The following is a 23,060-nucleotide window of genomic DNA, read 5'->3' as shown; positions in this document are numbered from 1 at the left end:
AACATGACGAACATGACGAACATGACGAACATGACGAACATGACGAACATGACGATAAAAATCATCATAGCTGGCTGAGCATTCAACACATACAACAATTCGCTCAAAAGCTCGGCGATACACTCATACAAATTGATCCAAAAAACAAAGCGACCTATCAAAGCAATTTGCGCAAGTTTAGTCAAAAGCTAACTGCGCTTAAACTTAGCTTACAACAGCAACTATCCAATCATGCTAACCAATCATTAATCACTTTCAACAGTGCTTTTGAGCATTTTATAAAAAGCCAACAGCTCAAACAAATAGGTAGCGTTAGCCAGCGACATGGTGAAAATTTAAGTATTTTTAAAATTTTAAAAGCCAAAAAAATCATTCAAAAACAGCAAACTAGCTGCCTACTTTTCACCACAGAAATCCCACAAAAACGTATTAATACACTCACTGAAGGCTTAGTCATTAACACGGCAGAGATTGATATTATTGGATTTGATATTCAACCGGGTGCTGATCATTACTTTAAGCTCATGCAAAACATCACTCAAAAGGTCGAGCAATGTCTCAAGTAAGAACGGCTTTTAATAAGGCTTCAAATGATTATGAGGATCATGCTTTTTTACAAAAAGAAGTTGCCACTCGTCTAGATCAAAAGCTTAACATCATCTCTAGCAATTCAGCAGTTATCCTAGACTTAGGCGCGGGCACAGGACTACTCTCTCAACAGCTAGAAATACGCTTTCCAGATTCTAAAATAATCGCACTAGACTTTGCCCAGAACTCTTTAAAAAACAACAAACTGGCTAATAAAATCTGCGCCAATGCTAATCATTTGCCATTAGCGGATAATAGCGTTGATATCGTGATTTCCAGTTTAATGATGCAGTGGTGCCCTGATCTTAAGCAGCTATTTTCAGAGATCCACAGAGTGCTTAAAAATGACGGATTAATCTTATTCTCCACCTTTGGTCCAGATACCCTTAAAGAGCTGAAAAAGAGCTGGTCAGTGGTCGATAACGAAGTGCATGTTAATACATTCACCGACATGCATGATATTGGTGATCAAATGCTTGGTGCTGGCTTTCAATCCCCAGTGATGGAAATGGAAACACTCACCCTAACCTATCAAACAGTGACCGACCTTTTGCGTGACCTTAAAGCCATTGGTGCGCAATCAGTGGGCAACCGCTCAAAGTCACTAATGGGTAAAAATAAATTTAAACTTATGGTTGAGATGTACGAATCTTTTAGAAAAGACGACAAACTACCGGCAACCTATGAAGTGGTTTACGGACATGCTTGGGTTCGACCTAAAGCCTCTTTTAAAGCTCAAAAAATTGAGCTAAATAATAGCTAAAAATGGGTAGCCTAGGTGAAAATCTCCAAATAAAGACGTTCGACTTTTTGGCGTGCCCACGGGGTTTTTCGTAAGAACTTTAAGCTAGAATTGATACTGGGATCACTCTTGAAACAGTTTATATCAATGTGCTTGGCCAGCTCTTTCCAGCCAAAATGTGCTACTAGCTCAGTAACAATTGTTTTGAGCGTAATTCCATGGAGTGGATCTTGGTTATGCATCTATTCTAATTTTATGGCTGTTAATGAGTTTTTAAGCGTTTTTTGCTGGCTCTGCTTTTTTAACCCGAATTTTGTTGCCATTAATAGGCTTGCCATTAAGCGCTTGAATGGCTACTTTTGCATCACCCACTTTGGCAATTTCAACAAATCCAAAACCTTTAGATTCGCTCGTTTTTTTGTCTAACACCAAGGTGCAAGATTGAACTTCACCATGAGCTTCAAATAATTCTTTAAGCCCAATTTCTGTAAAGGTGCGAGGTAGGTTTCTGATTAATATTTTCATTTTTTGTGGTATTTTTTAAATTGAAATTAGACTTAAATTTTAGCATATATTTAAAATACTGATAAATGACCACCTGTCGGGCTAAAAATATTGGAAATAATAAAAATCAGCCAAATACTCACAAAGCAAAGCCTTGTTTTACTCTAAAAACCTCAGTTTATAGCTTCAGAGTAAGGCTAGAATACAGTTTTAAATGGTTTTTGATATAAAAAAACAAACTAACCAGCTTCACTTATTATCCTAAATAAAAATTTGGCAAATTTTACGAATGAACGCTTTAGAACAGTGAAAGTGATAATTTCATCCAGAAATCTGGGAATAAACCAACCACTAATATAAGCACAGCATTGATTGATAAGATTAGCTGCATATCCATTGGTGCAACAATACTAATCTCTTGATCAGAGTCTTCGAAGTACATAGATTTGATAATTTGCAAATAATAATAAGCACTAATCACAGCAAATACCACTGCCACTACAGCAACAGTAACAAAACCGGCTGAAATAACTTGTTGCAAGATAAAGAATTTCGAATAAAAACCAATAAATGGCGGAACACCTGCCATTGACAGCATGGTCACCAACATCATTAATGCAAACCATGGAGAATGCTTGCTTAACCCTCTAAAGTCAGAAATTTGATCAGCTTCAAAGCCTTTTTTGTTAAGTAGAATAATCATGCCAAAAGCCGCTAAACTCATCAAGATATAAACTAATATGTAAAAGACGGCTGCGCCATATCCGCTGACAACACCGGTGACAAAACCGAGCATAATAAAACCAACATGAGAGATGGTTGAATAGGCCAGCATACGCTTGATGTTGGTTTGCATGAGCGCGACTACCGATCCTAGGGCAATGGATAACACTGCTAAAATCATAAATAGATCTGACCAATACGCGTGCATAGCACCCAGTCCATCTACCAAAATACGCACCAACATTGCCACAGCTGCAATTTTTGGCACGGTGGATAAAAACAATGTCACTGAGGTTGGCGCACCTTGGTATACGTCTGGTACCCACATGTGAAACGGCACAGCGCCGAGCTTAAAGGCAATACCAATGACTAAAAACACAAGGCCAAAGTTTAGGATTAGTGTTTCTCTTGATGCTAGATTGGCACTTGATGCAAAACTAGCAATTTCATTAATATTCAAACTGCCACTAATACCGTAAATCATGCTCATACCGTAAAGCAATAAGCCTGATGCTATTGCACCTAAAACAAAGTATTTTAACGCCGCTTCCACCGCACCTGCGCGCTCGCGTGCGATGGCAATTAGTGTGTAAAGTGATAAAGATAAAATCTCTAACCCGAGGTATAAAGTCAATAAACTATAACCTGACACCATCACCATCATGCCTAACACCGACAGCATAACCAAAATAAAGTACTCACCCCTAAAGAGTGCGTGCTGAGTAAGGTAGTGGCGCGTATACACCATAGCTACCATGGCTGAGCCCACCATAAAGACTTTAAAGACCGAAGCCATATTGTCCAAAATAAATGAGCCACCAAAAATAATGGTTTGCGGCTCATTAATTAAATTAAAAGCCAGTGCACCAGCGATGAATAAGCTAGCCTGAGTCAAATAGTAAGTTGTCTGCTTGAATGACTTGGTTAAAAACAAATCCAATAACAGCACAACCACAATCGCACTCAATAGAAAAATTTCAGGTGTTGCCGACCATAGTGTCGTCGTATCGAAGGTATTGATATTATTCATAAGGCTAATACTTAAAGTTTAGAGGTTAGGGCTTGGTTAAGTAGATGTTCAATAGAAACATGCATAACCTCGATAATAGGCTGAGGATATAAACCCATGGCAATAACAGCCACAGCCAATACCGCTAAAATACCAAATTCTCTGGCATTAACATCGGCAAGGCTTTCTACATCTGGATTGGTAATTGCACCCCAAAATACTCGCTTAACCATCCACAAGGTGTAGGCTGCACCCACAATAAGTGTACTTGCCGCTAAGACAGCGTACCAAATGTTAGCTTGTACCGCACCCAGAATCACCATAAATTCACCAACAAAGCCTGAAGTGCCTGGCAGGCCAGCATTGGCCATAGCAAACAGCACAGCAAAGCCGGTGAATTTTGGCATGGAATTAATCACGCCACCGTAGGTAGAAATCTCTCTCGAATGTAGACGGTCATACAATACACCCACTACCAAGAACATCGCTGCTGAGATAAAACCGTGTGAGATCATTTGCACCATCGCACCTTCTAGACCTAGGAGTGCACCTTCTGCCGCCCCTGGCTTGTAGGCCAAGAATAATGCAAACACACCGAGTGTCACAAAGCCCATGTGTGAGATTGAAGAATAGGCAATAAGTTTTTTCATATCACGCTGAACCAAAGCCACAAAACCAATGTATACAATAGCAATCAGGGAAAGTATGATCACAATTTCTGAAAATTCTAAAGAAGCGTCAGGTGTGATTGGTAGCGAAAAACGAAAGAAACCATAGCCACCCATTTTAAGCATGATGGCGGCTAGAATAACAGAACCGCCTGTTGGCGCTTGAACGTGTGCATCAGGTAGCCAAGTGTGCACCGGAAACATCGGCACTTTAACAGCAAAGGCCATAAAGAATGCCCAGAAAATCCATGCTTGCTCAGTCGTTGTTAGGCTTAAATTATGCATATCTAAGATGGCAAATGAACCACCTTTGTTGTACATATAGATGAGTGATACCAGCATGAATACCGAGCCCAAAAATGTATACAAGAAAAATTTGATTGCCGCATAAACGCGATTATCACCACCCCACACGCCAATAATGAGTAGCATTGGAATTAGCGATGCCTCCCAAAATGCATAAAATAAAATCGCATCAAGTGCTGAGAATACGCCAATAATCAAGCCTTCCATCATTAAGAATGCGGCCATGTAATGTGCCGGGCGAGTTTGGATTACTTCCCAGCCAGCAACAAGCACCAAAATTGTTGAGAAAGTTGTCAGGATAATGAGTGGCATAGCAATACCGTCAACACCTAAATGATAGTAAATATCAAACTGAGAGATCCAAGAAGCTCTCTGCTCAAACTGCATCAAATGAGTTGTGGAGTCAAATTCAGTGTACAAACTCAGTGATAGAATAAACACCAAAATTGAAATAGTCACAGAAACCCAACGCGCTGTATTGGCACGCTGATTGCCCAGAAAAATAACCAAGGCACCACCAAAAATTGGCAGCCAAATTAATAAACTAAGTAATGAATTATCCATCGTTAAAGCTCAAGTAGTGGGTGATCACCTGCAAACAGTACCCAAGTTAAAATAATTAATAAACTGAAAATCATGAAAAATACGTAATGATAAACATAGCCTGTTTGAATTGGGCGCACAACCGAGCCTATAAAGCCAACCAATCTTGCACTACCATTAACCACTAGTTTGTCAATTAAGCCAGAATCTGACACTTTCCACAGGAAGTTACCCAGATTTTTAACGCCTTGCACAAAGACGATATCATTGAAACGATCAAAACCATAAAGGGATTCTAGGACATAATTAATACGACGGCACTTATTTTGAATCTTGGTTGCCCACTCCTCTCGGTACAAGGTAAATACCCAGGCGCTTACAATACCACCCACCATCATCCAGAAAGGTAGTGTTTGTAATGCGTGCGGAATCATGCCAGCTGCTCCATGAAACTCAGCCTTAAGATTAGCCATTGATGTATGCTGAGAGGCGACCGTAATGGCATTATCTAGCCAGCCATTAAATAGCATTGGATCGATCGTAAGATAGCCAACAACAGCAGATGGAATCGCTAAAGCAACTAATGGCAACGTAATGCTAATAGGCGATTCCTTAACATGTGAAGCGGTGTGTTCATCCATTCTTGACTCACCGTGAAAGACCAAGAAAAACATTCTTAATGAATAGAAGGCAGTAATAAATACACCTGCAACTACTGCCACATAAACCCAGTCAGCAAATGGCAGTTGAGAGAAATGTACAGCCTCAATAATCATATCTTTTGAGTAAAATCCGGCAAAACCCGGAAAGCCAATCAGGGCTAATGTACCAATCAGAGCCGTCCAATAAGTGATTGGCATTTTCTTGCGCAAGCCACCCATTTTTCGAATATCTTGTTGATGATGCAGCGCTACAATCACCGAGCCTGCGCCCAAGAATAACAACGCCTTAAAGAATGCATGCGTCATCAGGTGGAAAATAGCCACAGAATAAGCGCTTACTCCTAATGCAACTGTCATATAGCCGAGTTGTGATAAGGTTGAATAAGCCACAACCTTCTTAATATCGTTTTGCACAATACCTAGTAGACCCATGAACAGAGCGGTAATTGCACCAACGACCATTACCACCATCAATGCGGTTTCACTCAGCTCAAACATAGGCGACATGCGTGATACCATAAAGATACCGGCCGTTACCATGGTGGCAGCGTGAATAAGTGCAGAAATTGGTGTTGGGCCTTCCATCGAACCTGGCAGCCAAACGTGTAATGGCACTTGGGCAGATTTACCCATTGCGCCAATAAATAACAAAATACAAATAACAGTGATAACTGAGGCGCCATCAAGCATAGTGACACCGGTAACATTACCTAGACTTGCAAACACCTCGACATAATCTAGTGATCCGAAATACATAAGTACCAAGGCAATGCCTAAAAGAAAACCAAAATCACCCACACGATTAACCAAGAAAGCCTTAAGGTTAGCCTCAACTGCGCTTTCTTTATGGTGCCAAAAACCAATCAGCAAATATGACACCAAACCTACCGCCTCCCAACCAAAAAATAGCTGCATGAAATTGTTGCTCATGACCAGCATAAACATCGAAAAGGTAAACAGTGAAATATAGCTAAAAAACTTGGTATAGCCCGCATCATCATGCATATAGCCAATAGTGTAAATATGCACCATGAGCGATACGAACGATACCACGACCAGCATAACAGCTGTTAAATTATCAATCAAAAAGCCGACACTGACATTCAGCTCGCCAATTTGCATCCAGGTATAAAGGTTTTGATTAAAAACCTCACCCGCTTCTAGCACATGGTGATTAAACACATACAATGACAAAACAGTGGAAATAAGCACACCTGCAATAGTCACCACATTGGTGGCCATTCTGCCTAATAATGAACCAAAAAATCCAGCAAAAATTGCACCTACCAAAGGCGCTAAAGCAATAATTAGATATATCTGCTCCATAACTACCCCTTTAAACTATTAGTAACATCAACATCGATAGAGCCACGTACTCTAAATAAGAGTGTCAAAATAGCCAGTCCAATCGCCACCTCTGCTGCTGCAACGGTCATGATGAAAAATACAAAAATTTGACCTGCTTCATTACCCAGAAAGTGAGAGAAGGCAATAAAGTTAGTATTAACGGCAGCCAAAATAAGCTCCACACACATCAATAAAGTAATGATGTTTGTACGGTTAATAAAAATCCCCACCAAGCCAATGCAAAAAATAACACTACTTAAAATTAAGTAATCACTTAAACTGATCATTACTTATTCTCCTTAGAAGGCGAGGCAATTGAAACAATACGCACTCTATCTTTTGCCTGAACATTGACCTGCTCAGAAATAGATTGTTTCTTACGATTAATCTCTTTTTTATGTACCAGGGTAATAGCGGCAATAATCGCAATAAGCAATAGAACCGCGGCTAATTCAAATGGGTATACGTATGTCGTATAAAGTTGTAGGGCCAGTTCGGTGATATTACTATAGTCTGCTGCATGTCTAATCGGCGAAGGCATAACCTCCAAGCCAAACTGGGCGTTGCCCAACACTAATGTCATTTCAGCAATAATAATCAATGCTACAATCAGTCCAAGTGGCAAATAGCCGGCAAATTTAGCACGCAGCGTTGACTTGTCAATATTAAGCATCTTAATCACAAATAAGAACAGTACCATCACTGCACCCACATAAACCAGAATTAGAGTGATGGCTAAAAATTCAGCCTCTAGCAAAATCCAAATACTGGCTGCTGAAAAAAAACCTAACACCAAAAACAAGGCGGCTTTAGCAGCATTACGTGCGAAGATCATGGCCAGCGATGACGCTACAAACCAAAATGATAAAAAATAAAAAATTATTTGTTCAGAACTCATTTATCCTACCCTTATCGATACTTAGAATCTTCAGATTTTGCTTTACTGATAGACTTTTCATTGTCATCACCCACCTTTAACAACCGGTCTTTAGTCATAATACTGCCGTCTCTTGACTCAAATGTATAGTCAAAAATTTGCGTCTCAACAATTGCATCTACCGGACACGCCTCTTCACAAAATCCACAAAAAATACATTTAAATAAATCAATGTCATATTGGGTTGTGCGTCTACTACCATCATCACGCATCTCGGATTCAATGGTAATTGCATTGGCCGGACATACCGCTTCACAAAGCTTACAAGCAATGCAGCGCTCCTCACCATTTGGGTAGCGACGCAGTGCGTGCAAGCCTCTAAATCTTGGTGAAATCGGAGTTTTTTCTTCAGGATATTGTACGGTTATTTTGGTGTTTACAAACTCTTTGGCGGTAATTTTCATACCCGAGCGTAGTTCGCTTAAACTTAGGCTTTTTGCTAATTTTTTTAATTTATTAATCATCTTATCAACCTTTTACGAAAACCATGGTCCTATTTGTAGCTGCGTCATGAGCGCAACCACAAAAATCCAAACAATGGTGATTGGTAAAAACACCTTCCAGCTCAGACGCATAATTTGGTCATATCTAAAGCGCGGAAAAGTTGCCCTAACCCACAAATACAAAAACATGAAAAAACTGGTTTTTGCCAAAAGCCAAATAATGCCAGGTACCCAAGCAAATGCTGACTCTAAAACACCAAGCCCTTCGAAAGGAGAATGCCAGCCACCAAAAAACATCACAACCGCTAAAACAGCCATAAGAATCATATTGGCATATTCTGCTAAAAAGAATACAGCAAAAGTCATGCCTGAATATTCAACATGAGTACCACCTACAATCTCTGATTCTCCTTCTACTACGTCAAATGGTGCACGGTTCGTCTCCACCAAGGCTGAAATGAAAAAGATAATCATCATTGGAAATAAGGGAATAAAGTACCAATTGACCATGCCACCTTGCTGGTCTGCCACAATGGCATTAAGATTTACACTGCCTGCAATCATTACCACCGTCACCAAGGCAAAGCCAATCACAATTTCGTAAGAAACCAGTAATGAGGCACTTCGAAGTGCGCCTAGCAGCGGGTATTTTGAGTTTGATGCCCAGCCGGCTAAGATAATGCCGTATACACCAATCGAACCAATGGCCAATACATATAGCAAACTCACATCTAGATTGGCGACATGAATACCTTCATCAAAAGGAATAACTGCCCACACTGCAATCGCTGGCGCAATCGCTAAAATAGGCGCAAGCAAGAAAAGGTAAATATTTGCCTTACTTGGGAAAATAATCTCCTTGGTCATCAGCTTTAATGCATCAGCAATCGGCTGCAACCAACCCTTAGGGCCAACACGGTTTGGACCAATTCTCAGCTGCATGTAGCCAATCACTTTGCGCTCGGCATAAGTGAAGTAAGCTACCGTTAATAGCAATGGCATAATTAAAGCCATTGCCTTAATTAAAATAATAACAATGGTGGCGATATTGCCATCAAACCAAGGTAACAATTCATGCACCAAAATAACAAAAGATTGCCAAAGTTCCATCATGACATACTCCTTATATTGGTCGCTTGATTGCTATTAACAAAGACACACAAGTCAGCAACAGTTTCAGTGATGTCAACCGGAACACCTAGATACTCATCTCCATCACTTAAAGCTAACTCTTTAGCAGTATTAGCGTTCATCGAGGCACTGTTCACTTGCCCAAGTGTACTCATGCTTAATGATTTAGCATGTCTTAACAACGCATCTGAATGATAGCAATTGTGCATCCAAACAGTTTCAATAGCTGTTGACTGTTGACTAAGATCTATTGCTGTTTCCTGACTATGCTCATGTGCGGGTTGGTGCTCAAATTCTTCCAATATCTGAGTGGAGTTTTCATAATGAAAACCTGGTAATTCTAATAAATCAGCCAATACCTTTAAAACTTTCCAGGCTGGTTTGGCCTCATCTGGCGCTTTAACCATCGCTGTAAATGACTGTATATCATGATTAATATTAATCTGCGACCCTGAGGTCTCATACATCGCTGCCATTGGTAATAAAACATCAGAATACTGGGCGACTAAATCGTTATTAAAGCTATTTAATGACACAACAAAGACATCTTCTTTTGACAATGCCTCAATGGCAGAGTTGGCATGATGAAAATCATATTCAGGATAAACATCCAAAAGTAAAAAGGCGCGCATTTCAGCTTTAAACATCTCGTTAACATTCATGCCTACGCTGTTTGGCACAAAATTAACATGTTGCGCACCTAGCGCATTTGCACTGATGCTTAAATTTAAAGTATTTGCGCCAACTTGTTTTGCAATTTCAGCAATTAACTGAGCAATGCTAGCAGCTTGCTTGTTGTTAATAATATGCTCACCCAGTAGGATCACTGGGCGTTCAGCGTTAAGTAAATCTTTTGCCAATTCGACAGATGAACCACTTGGGCTAATTGCAGATAAGTATTCCGGAAGTTCAATGGATTTTTTCTCTAAGACAATCTTTAAGACACCTGCCAATATTGTCGCAATTTCATTCGGTGCAACGCTTACATGATTTAGTGCATAGTTATAGTCAAACTCTTTAACATTCAACGCTGTAATATTTGCACCTGATAACTGCGCTTTACGCAGTCTATGGTTGATCATCGGCTGCTCTAGACGTAAATTTGCGCCAATAATGAGTGCGTGGTCAACTTGCTCAAGTGCTTGTAATTTAAGGTTAGATTCTAGATGAATCGCCTCGTCTAAATTATTAACATTCAGACGGTGGTCTAGGTTTTCACACCCAATTTCTCGAAGCAGTTTTTGCATTAAATACAACTCTTCAGTGGTGGTTGTACTTGACGCCAAACCACCCAGTTTGTGCGCTTTGCGGTTGTTTAATACTGTGTTACTTAAACCTTTAATCGCAAAATCTAGAGCCACATTCCACTCAACCTCTTTCCACTGACCTTCAACTTTAATTTGTGGAGTTAGTAGCCTGTTTTCGTGTGTCAAACCTTCATAAGAAAAACGATCCCTATCTGAAATCCAAGTCTCATTAACCGCTTCGTTATCACCTGAAACAACTCGCTTAACCTGACCCTTATATGTTTGTGCATAAACATTTGAGCCAGTTAAATCATGGCGAGCAATGCTCTCATTTGATACCATCTGCCAAGATCTTAGCTCGTATCTAAATGGCTTTGAAGTTAAGGCGCCCACTGGGCAAACGTCAATCATATTACCTGATAATTCAGAGGTAATACCTTCAGCTAAAAACGGCTCAATTTTTAGATCTTCACCTCGGCCTGTACCACCCATTTCCATCATACCAGCAATCTCACTGCCAAATCGAACACAACGCGTACAGTGAATACAACGAGTCATGTCAGTTTGAATCAGTGGGCCAATATCACTGGCAGCAACAACTCGCTTACCTTCGCTAAAGCGCGATACATCGGAGCCATATTCAACCGCCACATCTTGCAACTCACACTCACCACCTTGGTCACAAATTGGGCAATCCAATGGATGATTAATGAGCAAAAATTCCATCACTGCTTTTTGAGAGGCTTTGGCCTTTTCATTTTGTGTGTGGATTTTCATGCCGTCAGAAACTGGCGTTGAACAAGAAGTTTGCGGCTTAGGCACGCCTTCTATATCAACCAAACACATGCGACAAGATGCAGAAGTAGATAATTTTTTGTGATAGCAGAATCTTGGAACGCTAATACCTTCTCTATCGGTAATAGCAATTAACGTTTCGCCTGCTTTGGCATTAACGATTTGACCATCAATTTCAATTTTAATATCAGCCATTACCCTTTCACCATGCTCTTTTTGTGTTCAATGTAATATTCAAACTCTTCACGGAAATTTCTTAAGAAACTTTCAACCGGCATTGCTGCTGCATCACCCAAGGCGCAAATCGTATTACCCATGATTTTTTCTTGCACACCTAATAATAATTCAATATCATCAGCCTTACCCTTGCCATCCATAATGCGCTTCAGAACACGATACAACCAACCCGTACCCTCTCGACAAGGGGTGCATTGTCCACAAGACTCGTCATAATAAAAGTGTGCCAAGCGCGTTAAGGCTTCAACCATACAGGTTGAATCATCCATAACAATAACTGAACCTGCACCCAGCATAGAGCCTGCTTTATCAATGCCGTCATAATCCATGGTCATACCCATTGCAGCCTCTGCTGTAAGCACTGGCGTGGAAGATCCACCTGGAATAACAGCCTTGAGCTTAGCGCCGTTGCGCATACCACCTGCAAGCTCTAGCAATTCACTAAATGGCATCCCCATAGACACTTCAAAATTTGCCGGATTATTAACATGACCTGATACTGAAAATAACTTAGTACCGCCAGAATTTTCCACGCCCAAATCTGCAAACCATTGGCCACCATTAATCATAATATCGGGTACAGAAGCAAAACTCTCTGTGTTGTTAATGGTGGTTGGTCTGCCGAATAAACCAACATTCGCAGGGAATGGTGGCTTAAATCTTGGCTGGCCTTTTTTACCTTCGATTGACTCCAATAGAGCGGTTTCCTCGCCACAGATATAGGCACCTGCACCCAAATGAGCGTGCAGATCAAAACTTACATCTGTGTCATTAATATTTTTACCTAGTAGACCTGCTGAATAGGCTTCTTTCAATGCACCTTCAAAGCGGTTAAACGGCTCGATAAATTCACCACGAATGTAGTTATAACCCACCGTTGCATTCATCACAAAACTACCAATCGCCATGCCTTCAATCACGGCATGTGGGTTAAATCTTAAAATATCGCGATCTTTACAAGTACCTGGCTCGCCTTCATCTGAATTGCAAACAATGTATTTTTGTCCTTGTGCGTTGCGCGGCATAAAACTCCACTTCAACCCCGTTGGAAAACCTGCACCACCACGACCCCTAAGGCCAGAAGCTTTAAGTTCGTTAATAATTTGATCAGGTGTATATTCACCCTTAAGAATTTTGCGCCAAGTGCTATAACCACCACTGGCCTCATAAGTTTCAAGCGACCAACACTGATCCTTATCTAGGTTTTTAAAGCAAACTTCATTCATTGTAAACCATCCACAATGTCATCAATTTTATCAGCGGTCAAATTCTCATAATATTTATCATTAATTTGAAACATCGGCGCGCCTACACAAGCGCCCAAGCACTCTACTTTTTTCACACTGATTAGACCATCTTTAGTGACTTCCCCCGTTTTCACGCCCAGCTTAGTTTCAAGGTGTGCAATTAAATCATCAGCACCATTTAACATGCATGAGATATTATGGCAAAAACGAATAATATGCTTGCCTACCGGCTTATGATTGTAATTTTCATAAAAAGTAGCCACTTCTGCCGCAGCGATACCTGGCATGTTTAAATAATCAGCCACCGCCTGAATACTATCATGGGTTAATTGATTATCGTTTTCTGCCTGAACAATTTTCAAAGCCTCCATGACTGCAGAGCTTTGCTTGCCTTGTGGATATTTTTCAATCCAGTGGTCTATTTGTTTTTTTGCGTTATCTGAAATCATTATGCAAAGCCCTTAACTTTAGAAGCGAATATTTTTTTATTTTTCAAGGCTTGCGTAAAAAAAGACGAAGGCGTGTAGTGCAAGCTACATAACTGAGTATTTTTTGAGCGTAACGCAGAAAAACCAAAAAAGAGGAAGTTTATCATCGGTCAATTTCTCCGAATACAATGTCCTGTGTACCAATAATGGTGACCACATCTGAGAGCATATGCCCTTTTGTCATCTCATCCATAGAAGCCAAGTGTGCAAAGCCAGGCGCCCTAATCTTAACGCGATAAGGCTTGTTAGCACCGTCAGAAATTAGGTAAATACCAAATTCCCCTTTAGGATGCTCAACCGCTTTATAAACCTCACCTTCAGGCAATGAATAGCCCTCGGTGAATAATTTGAAATGGTGAATTAAAGACTCCATGTCTTCTTTCATGTCGCTACGCTTAGGTGGCGAAACTTTTTTATCGTCACTCATTACCGGGCCAGGATTGGATTTAAGCCAAGCCACACATTGGCCAATAATTTTATTAGATTGGCGTAATTCTTCCATACGCACCAAGTAGCGGTCATAGCTATCGCCCGTGACACCTACTGGAATGTCAAATTCTAATTTATCGTAAACAGCATAAGGTTGGTTTTTTCTAAGATCCCAAGCAACACCAGAGCCACGCAACATAGGACCAGTAAAGCCTAATTGTTTAGCGCGCTTTGCTGAAACAATACCAATATTAACCAGACGCTGCTTCCAGATTCTATTTTCAGTTAATAAATCATCGTATTGCTTAATGTGACGAGGAAACTCTTTAACAAAGTCATCGATGAAATCAAGTAGTGAGCCTTGACGATTTGCATTCATGGCTTTTAATTCTTTGTCGGTGCGTGTATCTGTCTTTAGATATTTTGGCATACGCTCTGGCAAATCACGATACACACCGCCAGGACGATAGTAAGTAGCATGCATACGTGAGCCTGAAACAGCCTCATAGCAATCAATCAGCTTTTCACGCTCACGGAATGCGTACAAGAAAATACTCATTGCGCCCACATCTAGTGCGTGCGTGCCCAGCCACATCAAGTGATTAAGAATTCGAGTAATCTCGTCAAACATAACACGAATATACTGAGCACGTTCTGGCACTTCAAGCTCAAGCATGGTTTCAATCGCCATCACATAGGCATGCTCATTACACATCATTGAAACGTAATCTAGGCGATCCATATAACCAATCGATTGATTGTAAGGCTTGGATTCAACCAATTTTTCAGTGCCACGATGTAACAGGCCAATATGCGGATCAGCACGCTCAATGACTTCACCATCAATCTCTAAAATCAGACGCAGAACGCCGTGAGCTGCTGGATGCTGAGGGCCAAAGTTAAGAGTATAGTTACGAATTTCAGACATGTCTATTTCCTAATCACTTTGGGAACGCTAATATTGGGCTCAATACTAACCTTTTCATAAACCACACGGCCCAGTTCTTCGTCATAACGCATTTCTACCTCGCCAATTAGCGGGAAATCCTTGCGCAATGGATGGCCAACAAACCCATAGTCCGTTAAAATTCGACGTAAATCCGTATGATTTTCAAACAAAATACCCATTAAATCAAAGGCTTCACGTTCGTACCAATCAGCTGATGCCCAGATATCAGTGACGGATTTAATAATTGGCTCAGCTTCATCAACAAATGCCTTAACCCGAATTCGATAATTTTTACTAACAGATAGTAAATGATAAACCACCGCAAAACGCTGCTGATGTCTATCTTCGCCACCTTGTGCACTTCGCCCTCTGGAAAATCCAGAATCGCTCGCATCTCCTGCCCATTCTGACTGACCATAAGTCAAGTAGTCAACACCACACAAATCCACCAAGGTGTCAAATGCAAGCTCATCTCTAAGCTTTAGACAAGTATCAATGATATTGGTACTATCAACCGTTAAAGTGAGTTCGCCAAATGCTGAAACTAAATCAGCACCTTCAAAAACTTCTTCTAATTGTTCTGTTAATTCTTGCATAATCATGTGCGAGCAATGGTGCTGGTACGACGAATTTTATCTTGTAATTGCATAATGCCATATAACAAAGCTTCTGCAGTTGGTGGGCAACCTGGCACATAAATATCTACAGGTACAATGCGATCACAACCACGAACTACGGCATAAGAATAATGGTAATAACCACCACCATTTGCACACGAACCCATCGAAATTACCCAGCGTGGCTCCGGCATTTGGTCATAAACTTTTCTTAAGGCGGGTGCCATTTTATTAGTTAGCGTGCCGGCCACAATCATTAAATCTGATTGACGCGGTGTTGGTCTAAAAACAACACCAAAACGGTCTAAATCGTAGCGCGAAGAACCCGCTTCCATCATTTCTACCGCACAACAAGCTAGGCCAAATGTCATCGGCCACAACGAGCCAGTTCGCGCCCAATTGATAACACTGTCAAGAGAAGTGGTTACAAAACCCTCTTTCATCAATCCTTCAATAGCCACAGCTTACTCCCATTCCAGTGCACCGTTCTTCCATTCATAGATGAAACCAACGACTAATAAAAATAAGAAAATACTCATGGAAATAAAGCCAAACCAGCCAAGCTGGGATTGCACAACTGCCCATGGGAAAACGAAAGCCACCTCTAAATCAAACAAAATAAACAAAATAGCGACTAAATAATAACGCACATTAAAATACATGCGTGAATCGTCAAAAGCGGGGAATCCACACTCAAACTGAGAATTTTTTTCTTTATTAGGCTTACTCGGCCCTAGCAAATAACCAATCAACATTGGTCCAGCGCCAAATCCGAGCCCCAGCATGATAAATACAACAATAGGTAGATAGTTTTCTAACACCCAACGCTCCAACATTTAAATTTCAATCTAAACATTATATCTAATTTGATCATGGTTTCTATCAATAACGAAAAATACATTCAAGATGCAAAATTACGAGTTTAACTGCGTCCCGCCTACGGTTAGCTCGTCAATTTTAAGACTAGGTTGGCCCACACCAACAGGTACTGATTGCCCGTCTTTGCCACAAACACCAATACCAGCATCAAGCTTCAAATCATTTGCCACCATAGAGATTTTCTTTAACACCTCATCACCAGAGCCAATTAGTGTCGCCCCTTTAATAGGATGAGAGATTTTTCCATTTTTGATTAGATAGGCTTCATTGGCACTAAAGACAAATTTACCTGAAGTAATATCAACCTGGCCGCCATCAAAATTAAGCGCGTAAATACCCTCATCAACAGAAGCAATCATATCGTCAATATTATCTGCGCCATTCAGCATGTAGGTGTTGGTCATTCTTGGCATGGGCATGTGTGCATAGGATTCACGACGCCCATTACCCGTTGACGCAACCCCCATAAGCTTAGCATTCATCTTATCAAACAAATAGCCTTTAAGAATGCCGTTTTCAATCAGGGTGGTATTTTGAGTAGGCACTCCTTCATCATCTATTGTTAAGCTACCACGCCTATTAGCCAAGGTGCCATTATCAACAATACTGCATTTTGAGCTGGCCACTTGTTCACCAATACGCCCTGAAAACACCGAAGACTCTTTACGATTAAAATCACCTTCTAGGCCGTGACCGATTGCTTCATGTAGCAAAACGCCTGGCCACCCTGGGCCTAAAATTACCGGCATATTACCAGCAGGAGCACCCTTAGACTCAAGCGCCACTAAAGCTTGCCTGATAGCTTCAGCTACATAAATTTCATCTAAATTATGATCAACAAAATAACGATAATCATAACGACCGCCACCGCCACTTGAGGCTGATTCAATGCGCCCGTCATGCTCCACAATTACGCTCACACTCACCCGAACCATAGGGCGATAATCTTTCTGATAAACCCCATCACTTGAGGCAATTAACACTTCGGAATAAGCCCCAGAAATAGAAGCACTCACTTGCTTAACCTTCGGCTCTTTTCTAGCCAGCACATCAATCCGTTTTAAAAAATCAACCTTTTCTTGAGAGTTTAAACTGCCCAATGGATTGAGCCCACTATATTTAGCAATTTCAGGCACTGATTGAAAAGTTTGCATAGCTAAAGGTGTATTGCTTGCACTAATACCTTTGGCAAAATCAATGGCCTTTTCAATTGCATTTATATTTAAATCATCTGAATACGCAAAGCCCGTTTGCTCGCCATTAACACTGCGTGCACCCACACCATGACTAATATTGTAAGTCCCTGATTTTACGATACTTTCTTCTAAAAACCAGGATTCTGCCACTGAATACTGAAAATACAAATCAGCATAATCTGGTGTTTTATCTGCCAAGGATGACAGTAATGAATAAATTTTTTCTTGATTTAGATGATGCTCATCCAGCAATTGTTCGATCATAAAATGGTTGATATATTTTTAATAGTGGGATCATCCCATGGACCGGTAATTTTATATTTAAATTCAACCACCTTATCAACAATCTTGTCAATTAGCTCGCCATCGAACAGGCTTTCATCCACCAGCCAAACGCCTAATCCAATCAGGCCACCACCTGCTAAGTAAGTCGCTGCGGGTACGGCATCGCCAAACGCTGGAATTACTTTTGCCTCAGCATCGTACAATTGCTCAACAATATCACTTTGCCCAGATAGGGTGATATCGCTCGCACTCGCGCTGAGTTTAAAGCTGTCAATCTTGGCAATGGAATTTTGCAAGGTGATTTGGGCGTCGATATTATCATATGCAAAACCCTTGTCAGTTAGATCTTTAACATCCAATTTCAAGCGCCTAGCGGCAGACTTGATATTCAACAAAGATAAAATTCGACCAATATTTGGATCTTGGTTAGTAAATACACCTTGCTGAATATTCATATTAGCAATACCGCTAATCTGCTTGAGGTTCATATTCCACGGCGCACAATCACAAAATAGGCGTATGTCAAAATCAAACTTGCCACCATTAACTTTTTCGTTAATATTCATTTTGTCTAAAAATTCACTCAAGGCATCGCCTTTGGCTTTGGCAACCAATCCGGTTTTTCCAGCCACCCAAGCACCATTAAAGCGTAAATCTTGCTGGCCGACACCCACCCCTTCAAGTGCCAAATCGCTAATTTTTAGTATGTTGTCTTTTGATTCTAGCTTAGCACTAAAATTGGGGATTACTTGCTCGTCTACAAACACACCATGGGCACTGAGATACATACTAGGAAAATCATCCGGCTCGATATTCCAATCGCCCTTAAGACTATTAAAAGTTGTTGCTTGCAGACCTAAAATTCTAACACTTGGTAAACTATCTGTTAGCCCAATTTCTATATTGGTTTTAAGTGTTTCAGATTCCACCCTAGCACGCCATGTCTGGTCTAGTCGCTTTGTTAAGTAAAGCTCAAAATCACTTTTATTATTCACCAACTCCACTGCAAAAGAAGCCTCTTTATCATCCTGTCTGTTGTTTGGATTAATACGAATATCAAAAGGTATCTCGCGAATACTGCCCACGCCATTGGCGCTAATCTGATTATCATGAAAACCCAGTACTGTTGTATAGTTTTCAACCACCACAGCACCATCTAGCGTAGTCAGCTGATTGTTGTCAATGGCTAAATCAATATCCAGCATGGCAGGCTGGTCGTCTAGTGGAATGAGCAAATCAAGATCGCCAGTGAGCGGACCGGTGAGTGTAAATTGTTTAATCACACTATGCACCGTATCGCCCAAGGGGGCTTTCGCTAGAAAATCAATTAATGACTCACTGTCGGTATCAATTTTCCCAAGTAATGATACATCCAAGCTATCTCGGCTCATATCTTCTATAGCAAGCGCCACGTTTGTTAATGGCAGGCCGTACAGTGTTGTACTATTAACTAATACACTAATCTCTTTGCCGTCGGTGTTAATATCTGCATCCAAGTGCTGAAGCGCTTGCCAATCAGCATTAAAGCTTAATTCTGACTCAGTTAAATGAGCCGATAGATTGGCCTCTAGCGGCAGGTCTTGTGAAATATTTTTAAGCACATGAAGCTTAACATCTTGCAATGAACCTGATTTAAATCCACGAGATAGCCACTGATTGGTTGACTCGCCCACCAGGCTTGAAGGTAAGTATTGATCAAGGTCTGTGGCTGGGATTTGCCCAATAAAACCTGAAAATTCAACATAATCACTCTCATGCTGCTGATAAATTTTAAGATTTGAAAGCAAAGAGATATCTTCATTGCTCACCACCATCGGCAAGGTTAAAAATCCATCACGATCCAATTGCTCTGCAGATAGAGTAAGTGTTAAATCAAACGTTTTATCGCCCAGCGTTTGATCACTAATGCGCATTAGCAGCTGCCCTTCATTGCGACTCATCTTAAGCGGGGCAATCTCAAACGTTTGCTCACCTTCAATCAGCGTTTTGCCAATACTTAGCGACTCAAAAAAGCTCACTATTTCTAGCGTCTCTAATGACAACATACGCTTAAGCTCTGCCACTGAAAAAGCCTCGCTTTCAGATTTTTGATGACGACCCACTGTTAGCGTATCGATATACACTTGATGCGGGCGATACACGTCTTCTAAAAAGTTTGACAGCTGTACACGCCAATGCAAACCTTGAATTCGAGCCAACATTTGCTTAGAAGCTTGGTTATTAAATGCCAACTCACTCACATTTAAAGTGATCCCGTCTCCATTAAGCTCAAAATTTACCGCTGAAATCTCAACCTCTAGCCCGGTTATTTCACTCAACTCGGATTCAATTGGTGCTTTTAGAAAACTCGGAAATATGACAAAAAATGCCACAATTAAGACCAATAAAACAGAAAAAATAGCACTCAGCCAAGTGCTTACTTTTAATACTTTAACGCCATTTGATAGTGTTCTCTTAATCATTCTGATATAATTCCGCTCTTTGAGAATTATAACTTACTAAACAAGGAAACCATCATGTACTTTAAAAACTCAGTTGCAGCCATTATCGTTATTTTTGCTATCATTGCAGGCACAAAAACATTTTTTAGCGGCCTAGTTCATGTTGGCTATAACGACAACTTAACAGTTGCTGAGCGCATCAAGCCATCAGGCCAGGTTTACTTAGAAGGTGACATCGATGTTAACGCTATTAAGGCGCCTGTTAAAACAGCTGCTAAAGCACGTAGTGGCGAGCAAGTGTATACGGCAGTTTGTGCATCATGTCATGCTGTTGGCGTGATGAGCGCACCTAAAACAGGCAACAAAGCAGACTGGGCACCAAGAGTTAAGCGCGGTATTGCTGACTTAGTTAAAGTAGCTATTTCAGGCACAGGCGCTATGCCACCTAAAGGTACTTGTATGGATTGTTCTGACGATGAGCTTAAAGCAGCTATTGAGCACATGATTAAATAAAAAAAACCTTTATTTAATTAACAAAAAGCCTAGGCGTCTACAAAGATTCCTAGGCTTTTGTCTTTCTGGACTTTATCAAAATCAAACACTCGGCCATTCATGGCAATATACACGCCACTGCCTTTTATCTGAACCGCACTTAGCGCTACGCCCAAATTAAACAAAGCGTCAGAGTTATTAACAGAATACGGAATCATTGAGCCAAACAAAACCACAGTCTTGTCTTTGACGTTTTCAGCCAAAAATTGAGCCGTTTGCACCATGGTATCGGTACCGTGAGTAATGAGTATATTTTGCTCATCACTAGACTGACACTTATCCAAAATAAATGCTCGATCTGAATCGGTCATTTCTAACGAATCTTTTAAAAACAAAACCTCAGACAAAGTATCTGCCATTGAGCGCCCGCGGTTTAGCATGTCCACCATATGCGTTTCAGTAAACGACAATTCGCCCGTTAGCTCTTTGTAGGCTTTGTCAATCGTGCCGCCAGTGATTAAAACTTTAATTTTCATGACATAAATCATACCTGTTTTTCATCAAAATAATAACAATGTACGTTTTGTAGCAAATTTCCACAATTGTGGTAAAATATCTGCAATCAACACAGGAGATAAGAAATGAGTGTATCTATTAGAGTGAATGACGAGCTTTACAATTTGGCAAAAACTCAAGCCAAAGCAGAATTTAGAACTATTCCAAGCCAAATTGAATATTGGGCAAGAATAGGACGCACAGCAATGGCCAATCCTGATCTACCAATTGAAATGGTTGAGCAGTTATTAATTGCCGTGAATGAAGAAAGTGAGCCATTCGAATTTTCTAAATAATGAAGATTGAACAAAAACCTTCATTCAAAAAGGTTTATAAAAAATTACATAAAAATCAATTAGAAAAAGTAGACGATGCCATTCGCGAAATTGCTAAAAATCCACTATTGGGTGAAGAAAAACATGGTAATTTAACCAGTGTGTTTGTCTATAAATTTGACTGTATCAACCAACAATATTTATTAGCCTATCAATGGAGTGAAGAGTATCGACTATTACTATTAGTTGGCGTGCATGAGAATTTTTACAAAAAACTCAACCATTAAAATTGAGGGGGAAATTAAGGGTGGGCACATTTGGGCAAAAAAAAACAATACAGAAATATTTTGAGGTTTTGCCAAATTACCACCTAACTTTGGCGTAAATCTATATAAACCAATATTAGTGAATTAATATATTGGAAAAAATTTTGGAAATTTTACGAATGGCTGATTTAAGCTCTTTTTCCGAAGATATCAGAGCCAATTCGCACAAAAGTAGCGCCGTTTTTGATGGCTAACTCAAGATCAGCACTCATTCCCATGGATAAAGTGTCTAAATTTGGGTGTTTTTGCATGATTTTTGCCATTTTGGCAAAACTTTGCTTGGCATTATCAGGGCTAGGAATACACATAAACCCTCTAAGAGAAATATTTTGGAAATTTTCAAAATGAGTGATTATTTCATCAATTTCGTCAATTAATACGCCCGATTTAGTTGGTTCATTATCAATATTGACTTGCAAGAGCACATTGAGTTTTGCTAGGTTTTCTGGGCGCTGATCATTTAGCCTTTTAGCGATTTTAAGGCGATCAACGCTATGAACCCAGGAAAAATTCTGGGCAATTTGCTTGGTTTTGTTGGATTGAATTGGTCCGATAAAATGCCAAATAAGGTTTTGACCTTTTAAGATATCTATCTTTTCTAAAGCTTCTTGCAGGTAGTTTTCACCAAAATGTCGTTGCCCTGCGTCAATGGCTTGCTGAAGATCTGCAGCAGGTTTGGTTTTACTAACTGCAATAAGTGTTACTTCTTGCGAATGCTTAACAGCGTCAATACGATGGTGAATTTTTGCTAAATTTTGTGCAATCATAAATTTTAGTTTTAGCAAGCATTTTTTTCATTGTGCAAGGCGGATTTAAAAAATGCGAAGGCGCGTAGCAAGTCTACGTAACTGAGTATTTTTTTAAAATCCAACGCAGTTAGAATGAGAAAAGGCGCAGCTAAAAGACTGTGGTTGCGTCAAATACTGGGCCGTCAACACACACACGCTTCATTGCTGGGCCGTTGTCTGTTTGCACTTCAACCACACAACCTGCACAACC

25 protein-coding genes and 1 pseudogene are annotated in these 23,060 nt (G+C 40.4%); 5 read left to right on the top strand and 21 right to left on the bottom strand.

From position 1 onward, the window contains the following. Both ABNR88_RS04840 and bioC read left to right on the top strand, forming a co-directional pair. A partial coding sequence (locus ABNR88_RS04840; protein WP_348670124.1) for a zinc ABC transporter substrate-binding protein occupies positions 1-566 on the top strand: 566 nt, incomplete at its 5' end. After that, complete coding sequence (gene bioC / locus ABNR88_RS04835; RefSeq protein WP_348670123.1) at positions 554-1,351, top strand: malonyl-ACP O-methyltransferase BioC; 798 nt, start codon at positions 554-556, stop codon at positions 1,349-1,351. The genes ABNR88_RS04840 and bioC, both read left to right, overlap by 13 nt. Before the next feature lie 11 nt (positions 1,352-1,362). Here the strand turns inward: bioC and ABNR88_RS04830 are convergent, their stop codons facing one another. The 18 genes from ABNR88_RS04830 to ABNR88_RS04745 form a co-directional block, all read right to left on the bottom strand. After that, a complete protein-coding gene (locus ABNR88_RS04830; protein WP_291927646.1) occupies positions 1,363-1,572 on the bottom strand; it encodes a VF530 family protein in 210 nt (69 codons plus the stop codon). A 31-nt stretch (positions 1,573-1,603) separates the two neighbouring features. Then, on the bottom strand, positions 1,604-1,855 hold the full coding sequence (locus tag ABNR88_RS04825; protein WP_348670122.1) for an RNA-binding protein: 252 nt from the start codon (positions 1,853-1,855) through the stop codon (positions 1,604-1,606). Positions 1,856-2,132: 277 nt separating this feature from the next. After that, positions 2,133-3,587 carry an NADH-quinone oxidoreductase subunit NuoN gene (gene nuoN, locus ABNR88_RS04820; RefSeq protein WP_348670121.1) on the bottom strand — a complete coding sequence of 485 codons (1,455 nt, stop codon included), beginning with the start codon at positions 3,585-3,587 and terminating at the stop codon, positions 2,133-2,135. A gap of 11 nt (positions 3,588-3,598) precedes the next feature. After that, the gene (locus ABNR88_RS04815; protein WP_291927638.1) at positions 3,599-5,104 is read right to left on the bottom strand and encodes an NADH-quinone oxidoreductase subunit M; all 1,506 of its coding nucleotides are present in this window, start codon (positions 5,102-5,104) and stop codon (positions 3,599-3,601) included. A gap of 2 nt (positions 5,105-5,106) precedes the next feature. Continuing rightward, on the bottom strand, positions 5,107-7,071 hold the full coding sequence (gene nuoL / locus ABNR88_RS04810) for an NADH-quinone oxidoreductase subunit L (protein WP_291927636.1): 1,965 nt from the start codon (positions 7,069-7,071) through the stop codon (positions 5,107-5,109). 2 nt (positions 7,072-7,073) lie between these two features. After that, positions 7,074-7,379, bottom strand: a complete 306-nt coding sequence (nuoK, locus tag ABNR88_RS04805) for an NADH-quinone oxidoreductase subunit NuoK (protein WP_291927633.1) — start codon at positions 7,377-7,379, stop codon at positions 7,074-7,076. Then, positions 7,379-7,990: an NADH-quinone oxidoreductase subunit J gene (locus tag ABNR88_RS04800; protein WP_291927630.1), complete on the bottom strand. Its 612-nt coding sequence runs from the start codon at positions 7,988-7,990 to the stop codon at positions 7,379-7,381. Before ABNR88_RS04800 ends, nuoK begins: the two co-directional genes overlap by 1 nt. 11 nt (positions 7,991-8,001) lie before the next feature. Then, positions 8,002-8,493: an NADH-quinone oxidoreductase subunit NuoI gene (gene nuoI / locus ABNR88_RS04795; RefSeq protein WP_291927627.1), complete on the bottom strand. Its 492-nt coding sequence runs from the start codon at positions 8,491-8,493 to the stop codon at positions 8,002-8,004. 12 nt (positions 8,494-8,505) lie between these two features. Then, positions 8,506-9,582, bottom strand: a complete 1,077-nt coding sequence (gene nuoH, locus ABNR88_RS04790) for an NADH-quinone oxidoreductase subunit NuoH (RefSeq protein WP_291927719.1) — start codon at positions 9,580-9,582, stop codon at positions 8,506-8,508. After that, complete coding sequence (nuoG, locus tag ABNR88_RS04785) at positions 9,582-11,840, bottom strand: NADH-quinone oxidoreductase subunit NuoG (protein ID WP_348670120.1); 2,259 nt, start codon at positions 11,838-11,840, stop codon at positions 9,582-9,584. The genes nuoH and nuoG overlap by 1 nt, the downstream gene beginning before the upstream one ends. Next, the gene (gene nuoF, locus ABNR88_RS04780; RefSeq protein ID WP_291927621.1) at positions 11,840-13,108 is read right to left on the bottom strand and encodes an NADH-quinone oxidoreductase subunit NuoF; all 1,269 of its coding nucleotides are present in this window, start codon (positions 13,106-13,108) and stop codon (positions 11,840-11,842) included. The genes nuoG and nuoF overlap by 1 nt, the downstream gene beginning before the upstream one ends. Further along, positions 13,105-13,578 carry an NAD(P)H-dependent oxidoreductase subunit E gene (locus ABNR88_RS04775; protein ID WP_291927619.1) on the bottom strand — a complete coding sequence of 158 codons (474 nt, stop codon included), beginning with the start codon at positions 13,576-13,578 and terminating at the stop codon, positions 13,105-13,107. The genes nuoF and ABNR88_RS04775 overlap by 4 nt, the downstream gene beginning before the upstream one ends. Positions 13,579-13,720: 142 nt before the next feature. Beyond that, positions 13,721-14,974, bottom strand: a complete 1,254-nt coding sequence (locus ABNR88_RS04770) for an NADH-quinone oxidoreductase subunit D (protein WP_291927617.1) — start codon at positions 14,972-14,974, stop codon at positions 13,721-13,723. A gap of 2 nt (positions 14,975-14,976) precedes the next feature. After that, a complete protein-coding gene (locus ABNR88_RS04765; RefSeq protein WP_291927616.1) occupies positions 14,977-15,591 on the bottom strand; it encodes an NADH-quinone oxidoreductase subunit C in 615 nt (204 codons plus the stop codon). 2 nt (positions 15,592-15,593) lie between these two features. Then, positions 15,594-16,073 carry an NADH-quinone oxidoreductase subunit B gene (locus ABNR88_RS04760; protein ID WP_291927613.1) on the bottom strand — a complete coding sequence of 160 codons (480 nt, stop codon included), beginning with the start codon at positions 16,071-16,073 and terminating at the stop codon, positions 15,594-15,596. A gap of 3 nt (positions 16,074-16,076) precedes the next feature. Next, the gene (locus tag ABNR88_RS04755) at positions 16,077-16,433 is read right to left on the bottom strand and encodes an NADH-quinone oxidoreductase subunit A (protein WP_291927716.1); all 357 of its coding nucleotides are present in this window, start codon (positions 16,431-16,433) and stop codon (positions 16,077-16,079) included. Between the two features lie 93 nt (positions 16,434-16,526). Next, entirely contained in the window at positions 16,527-17,951 is a 1,425-nt protein-coding gene (gene tldD / locus ABNR88_RS04750) for a metalloprotease TldD (RefSeq protein ID WP_291927612.1), read from the bottom strand. Then, positions 17,948-20,434 (bottom strand): AsmA-like C-terminal region-containing protein, encoded by a 2,487-nt coding sequence (locus ABNR88_RS04745; protein ID WP_291927610.1) that lies wholly within the window; start codon positions 20,432-20,434, stop codon positions 17,948-17,950. The genes tldD and ABNR88_RS04745 overlap by 4 nt, the downstream gene beginning before the upstream one ends. Before the next feature lie 54 nt (positions 20,435-20,488). Between ABNR88_RS04745 and ABNR88_RS04740 the strand changes: the two genes are divergently transcribed. Continuing rightward, a complete protein-coding gene (locus ABNR88_RS04740) occupies positions 20,489-20,926 on the top strand; it encodes a cytochrome c5 family protein (RefSeq protein ID WP_291927608.1) in 438 nt (145 codons plus the stop codon). A 29-nt stretch (positions 20,927-20,955) separates the two neighbouring features. Here the strand turns inward: ABNR88_RS04740 and ABNR88_RS04735 are convergent, their stop codons facing one another. After that, the gene (locus ABNR88_RS04735) at positions 20,956-21,441 is read right to left on the bottom strand and encodes an asparaginase domain-containing protein (RefSeq protein WP_348670119.1); all 486 of its coding nucleotides are present in this window, start codon (positions 21,439-21,441) and stop codon (positions 20,956-20,958) included. Between the two features lie 105 nt (positions 21,442-21,546). On the opposite strand from ABNR88_RS04735, the gene ABNR88_RS04730 reads away from it, so the two are divergent. Continuing rightward, the gene (locus ABNR88_RS04730) at positions 21,547-21,756 is read left to right on the top strand and encodes a hypothetical protein (RefSeq protein ID WP_348670118.1); all 210 of its coding nucleotides are present in this window, start codon (positions 21,547-21,549) and stop codon (positions 21,754-21,756) included. Then, the gene (locus ABNR88_RS04725) at positions 21,756-22,022 is read left to right on the top strand and encodes a type II toxin-antitoxin system RelE/ParE family toxin (RefSeq protein WP_348670117.1); all 267 of its coding nucleotides are present in this window, start codon (positions 21,756-21,758) and stop codon (positions 22,020-22,022) included. Before ABNR88_RS04730 ends, ABNR88_RS04725 begins: the two co-directional genes overlap by 1 nt. A 167-nt stretch (positions 22,023-22,189) precedes the next feature. Here ABNR88_RS04725 and ABNR88_RS04720 read toward each other — a convergent pair whose 3' ends face one another. Together ABNR88_RS04720 and ABNR88_RS04715 are read right to left on the bottom strand one after the other, a co-directional pair. After that, complete coding sequence (locus ABNR88_RS04720; protein WP_348670116.1) at positions 22,190-22,828, bottom strand: YggS family pyridoxal phosphate-dependent enzyme; 639 nt, start codon at positions 22,826-22,828, stop codon at positions 22,190-22,192. Between the two features lie 130 nt (positions 22,829-22,958). Next, positions 22,959-23,060, bottom strand: a pseudogene (locus ABNR88_RS04715) (dihydroorotate dehydrogenase electron transfer subunit); the annotation flags it as partial.

Source organism: uncultured Candidatus Thioglobus sp., assembly GCF_963981275.1.
Lineage (GTDB): Bacteria > Pseudomonadota > Gammaproteobacteria > PS1 > Pseudothioglobaceae > Thioglobus_A.
Note: the sequence above shows the minus strand (reverse complement) of the source record. Positions and strands in the feature narration are given on the sequence as shown.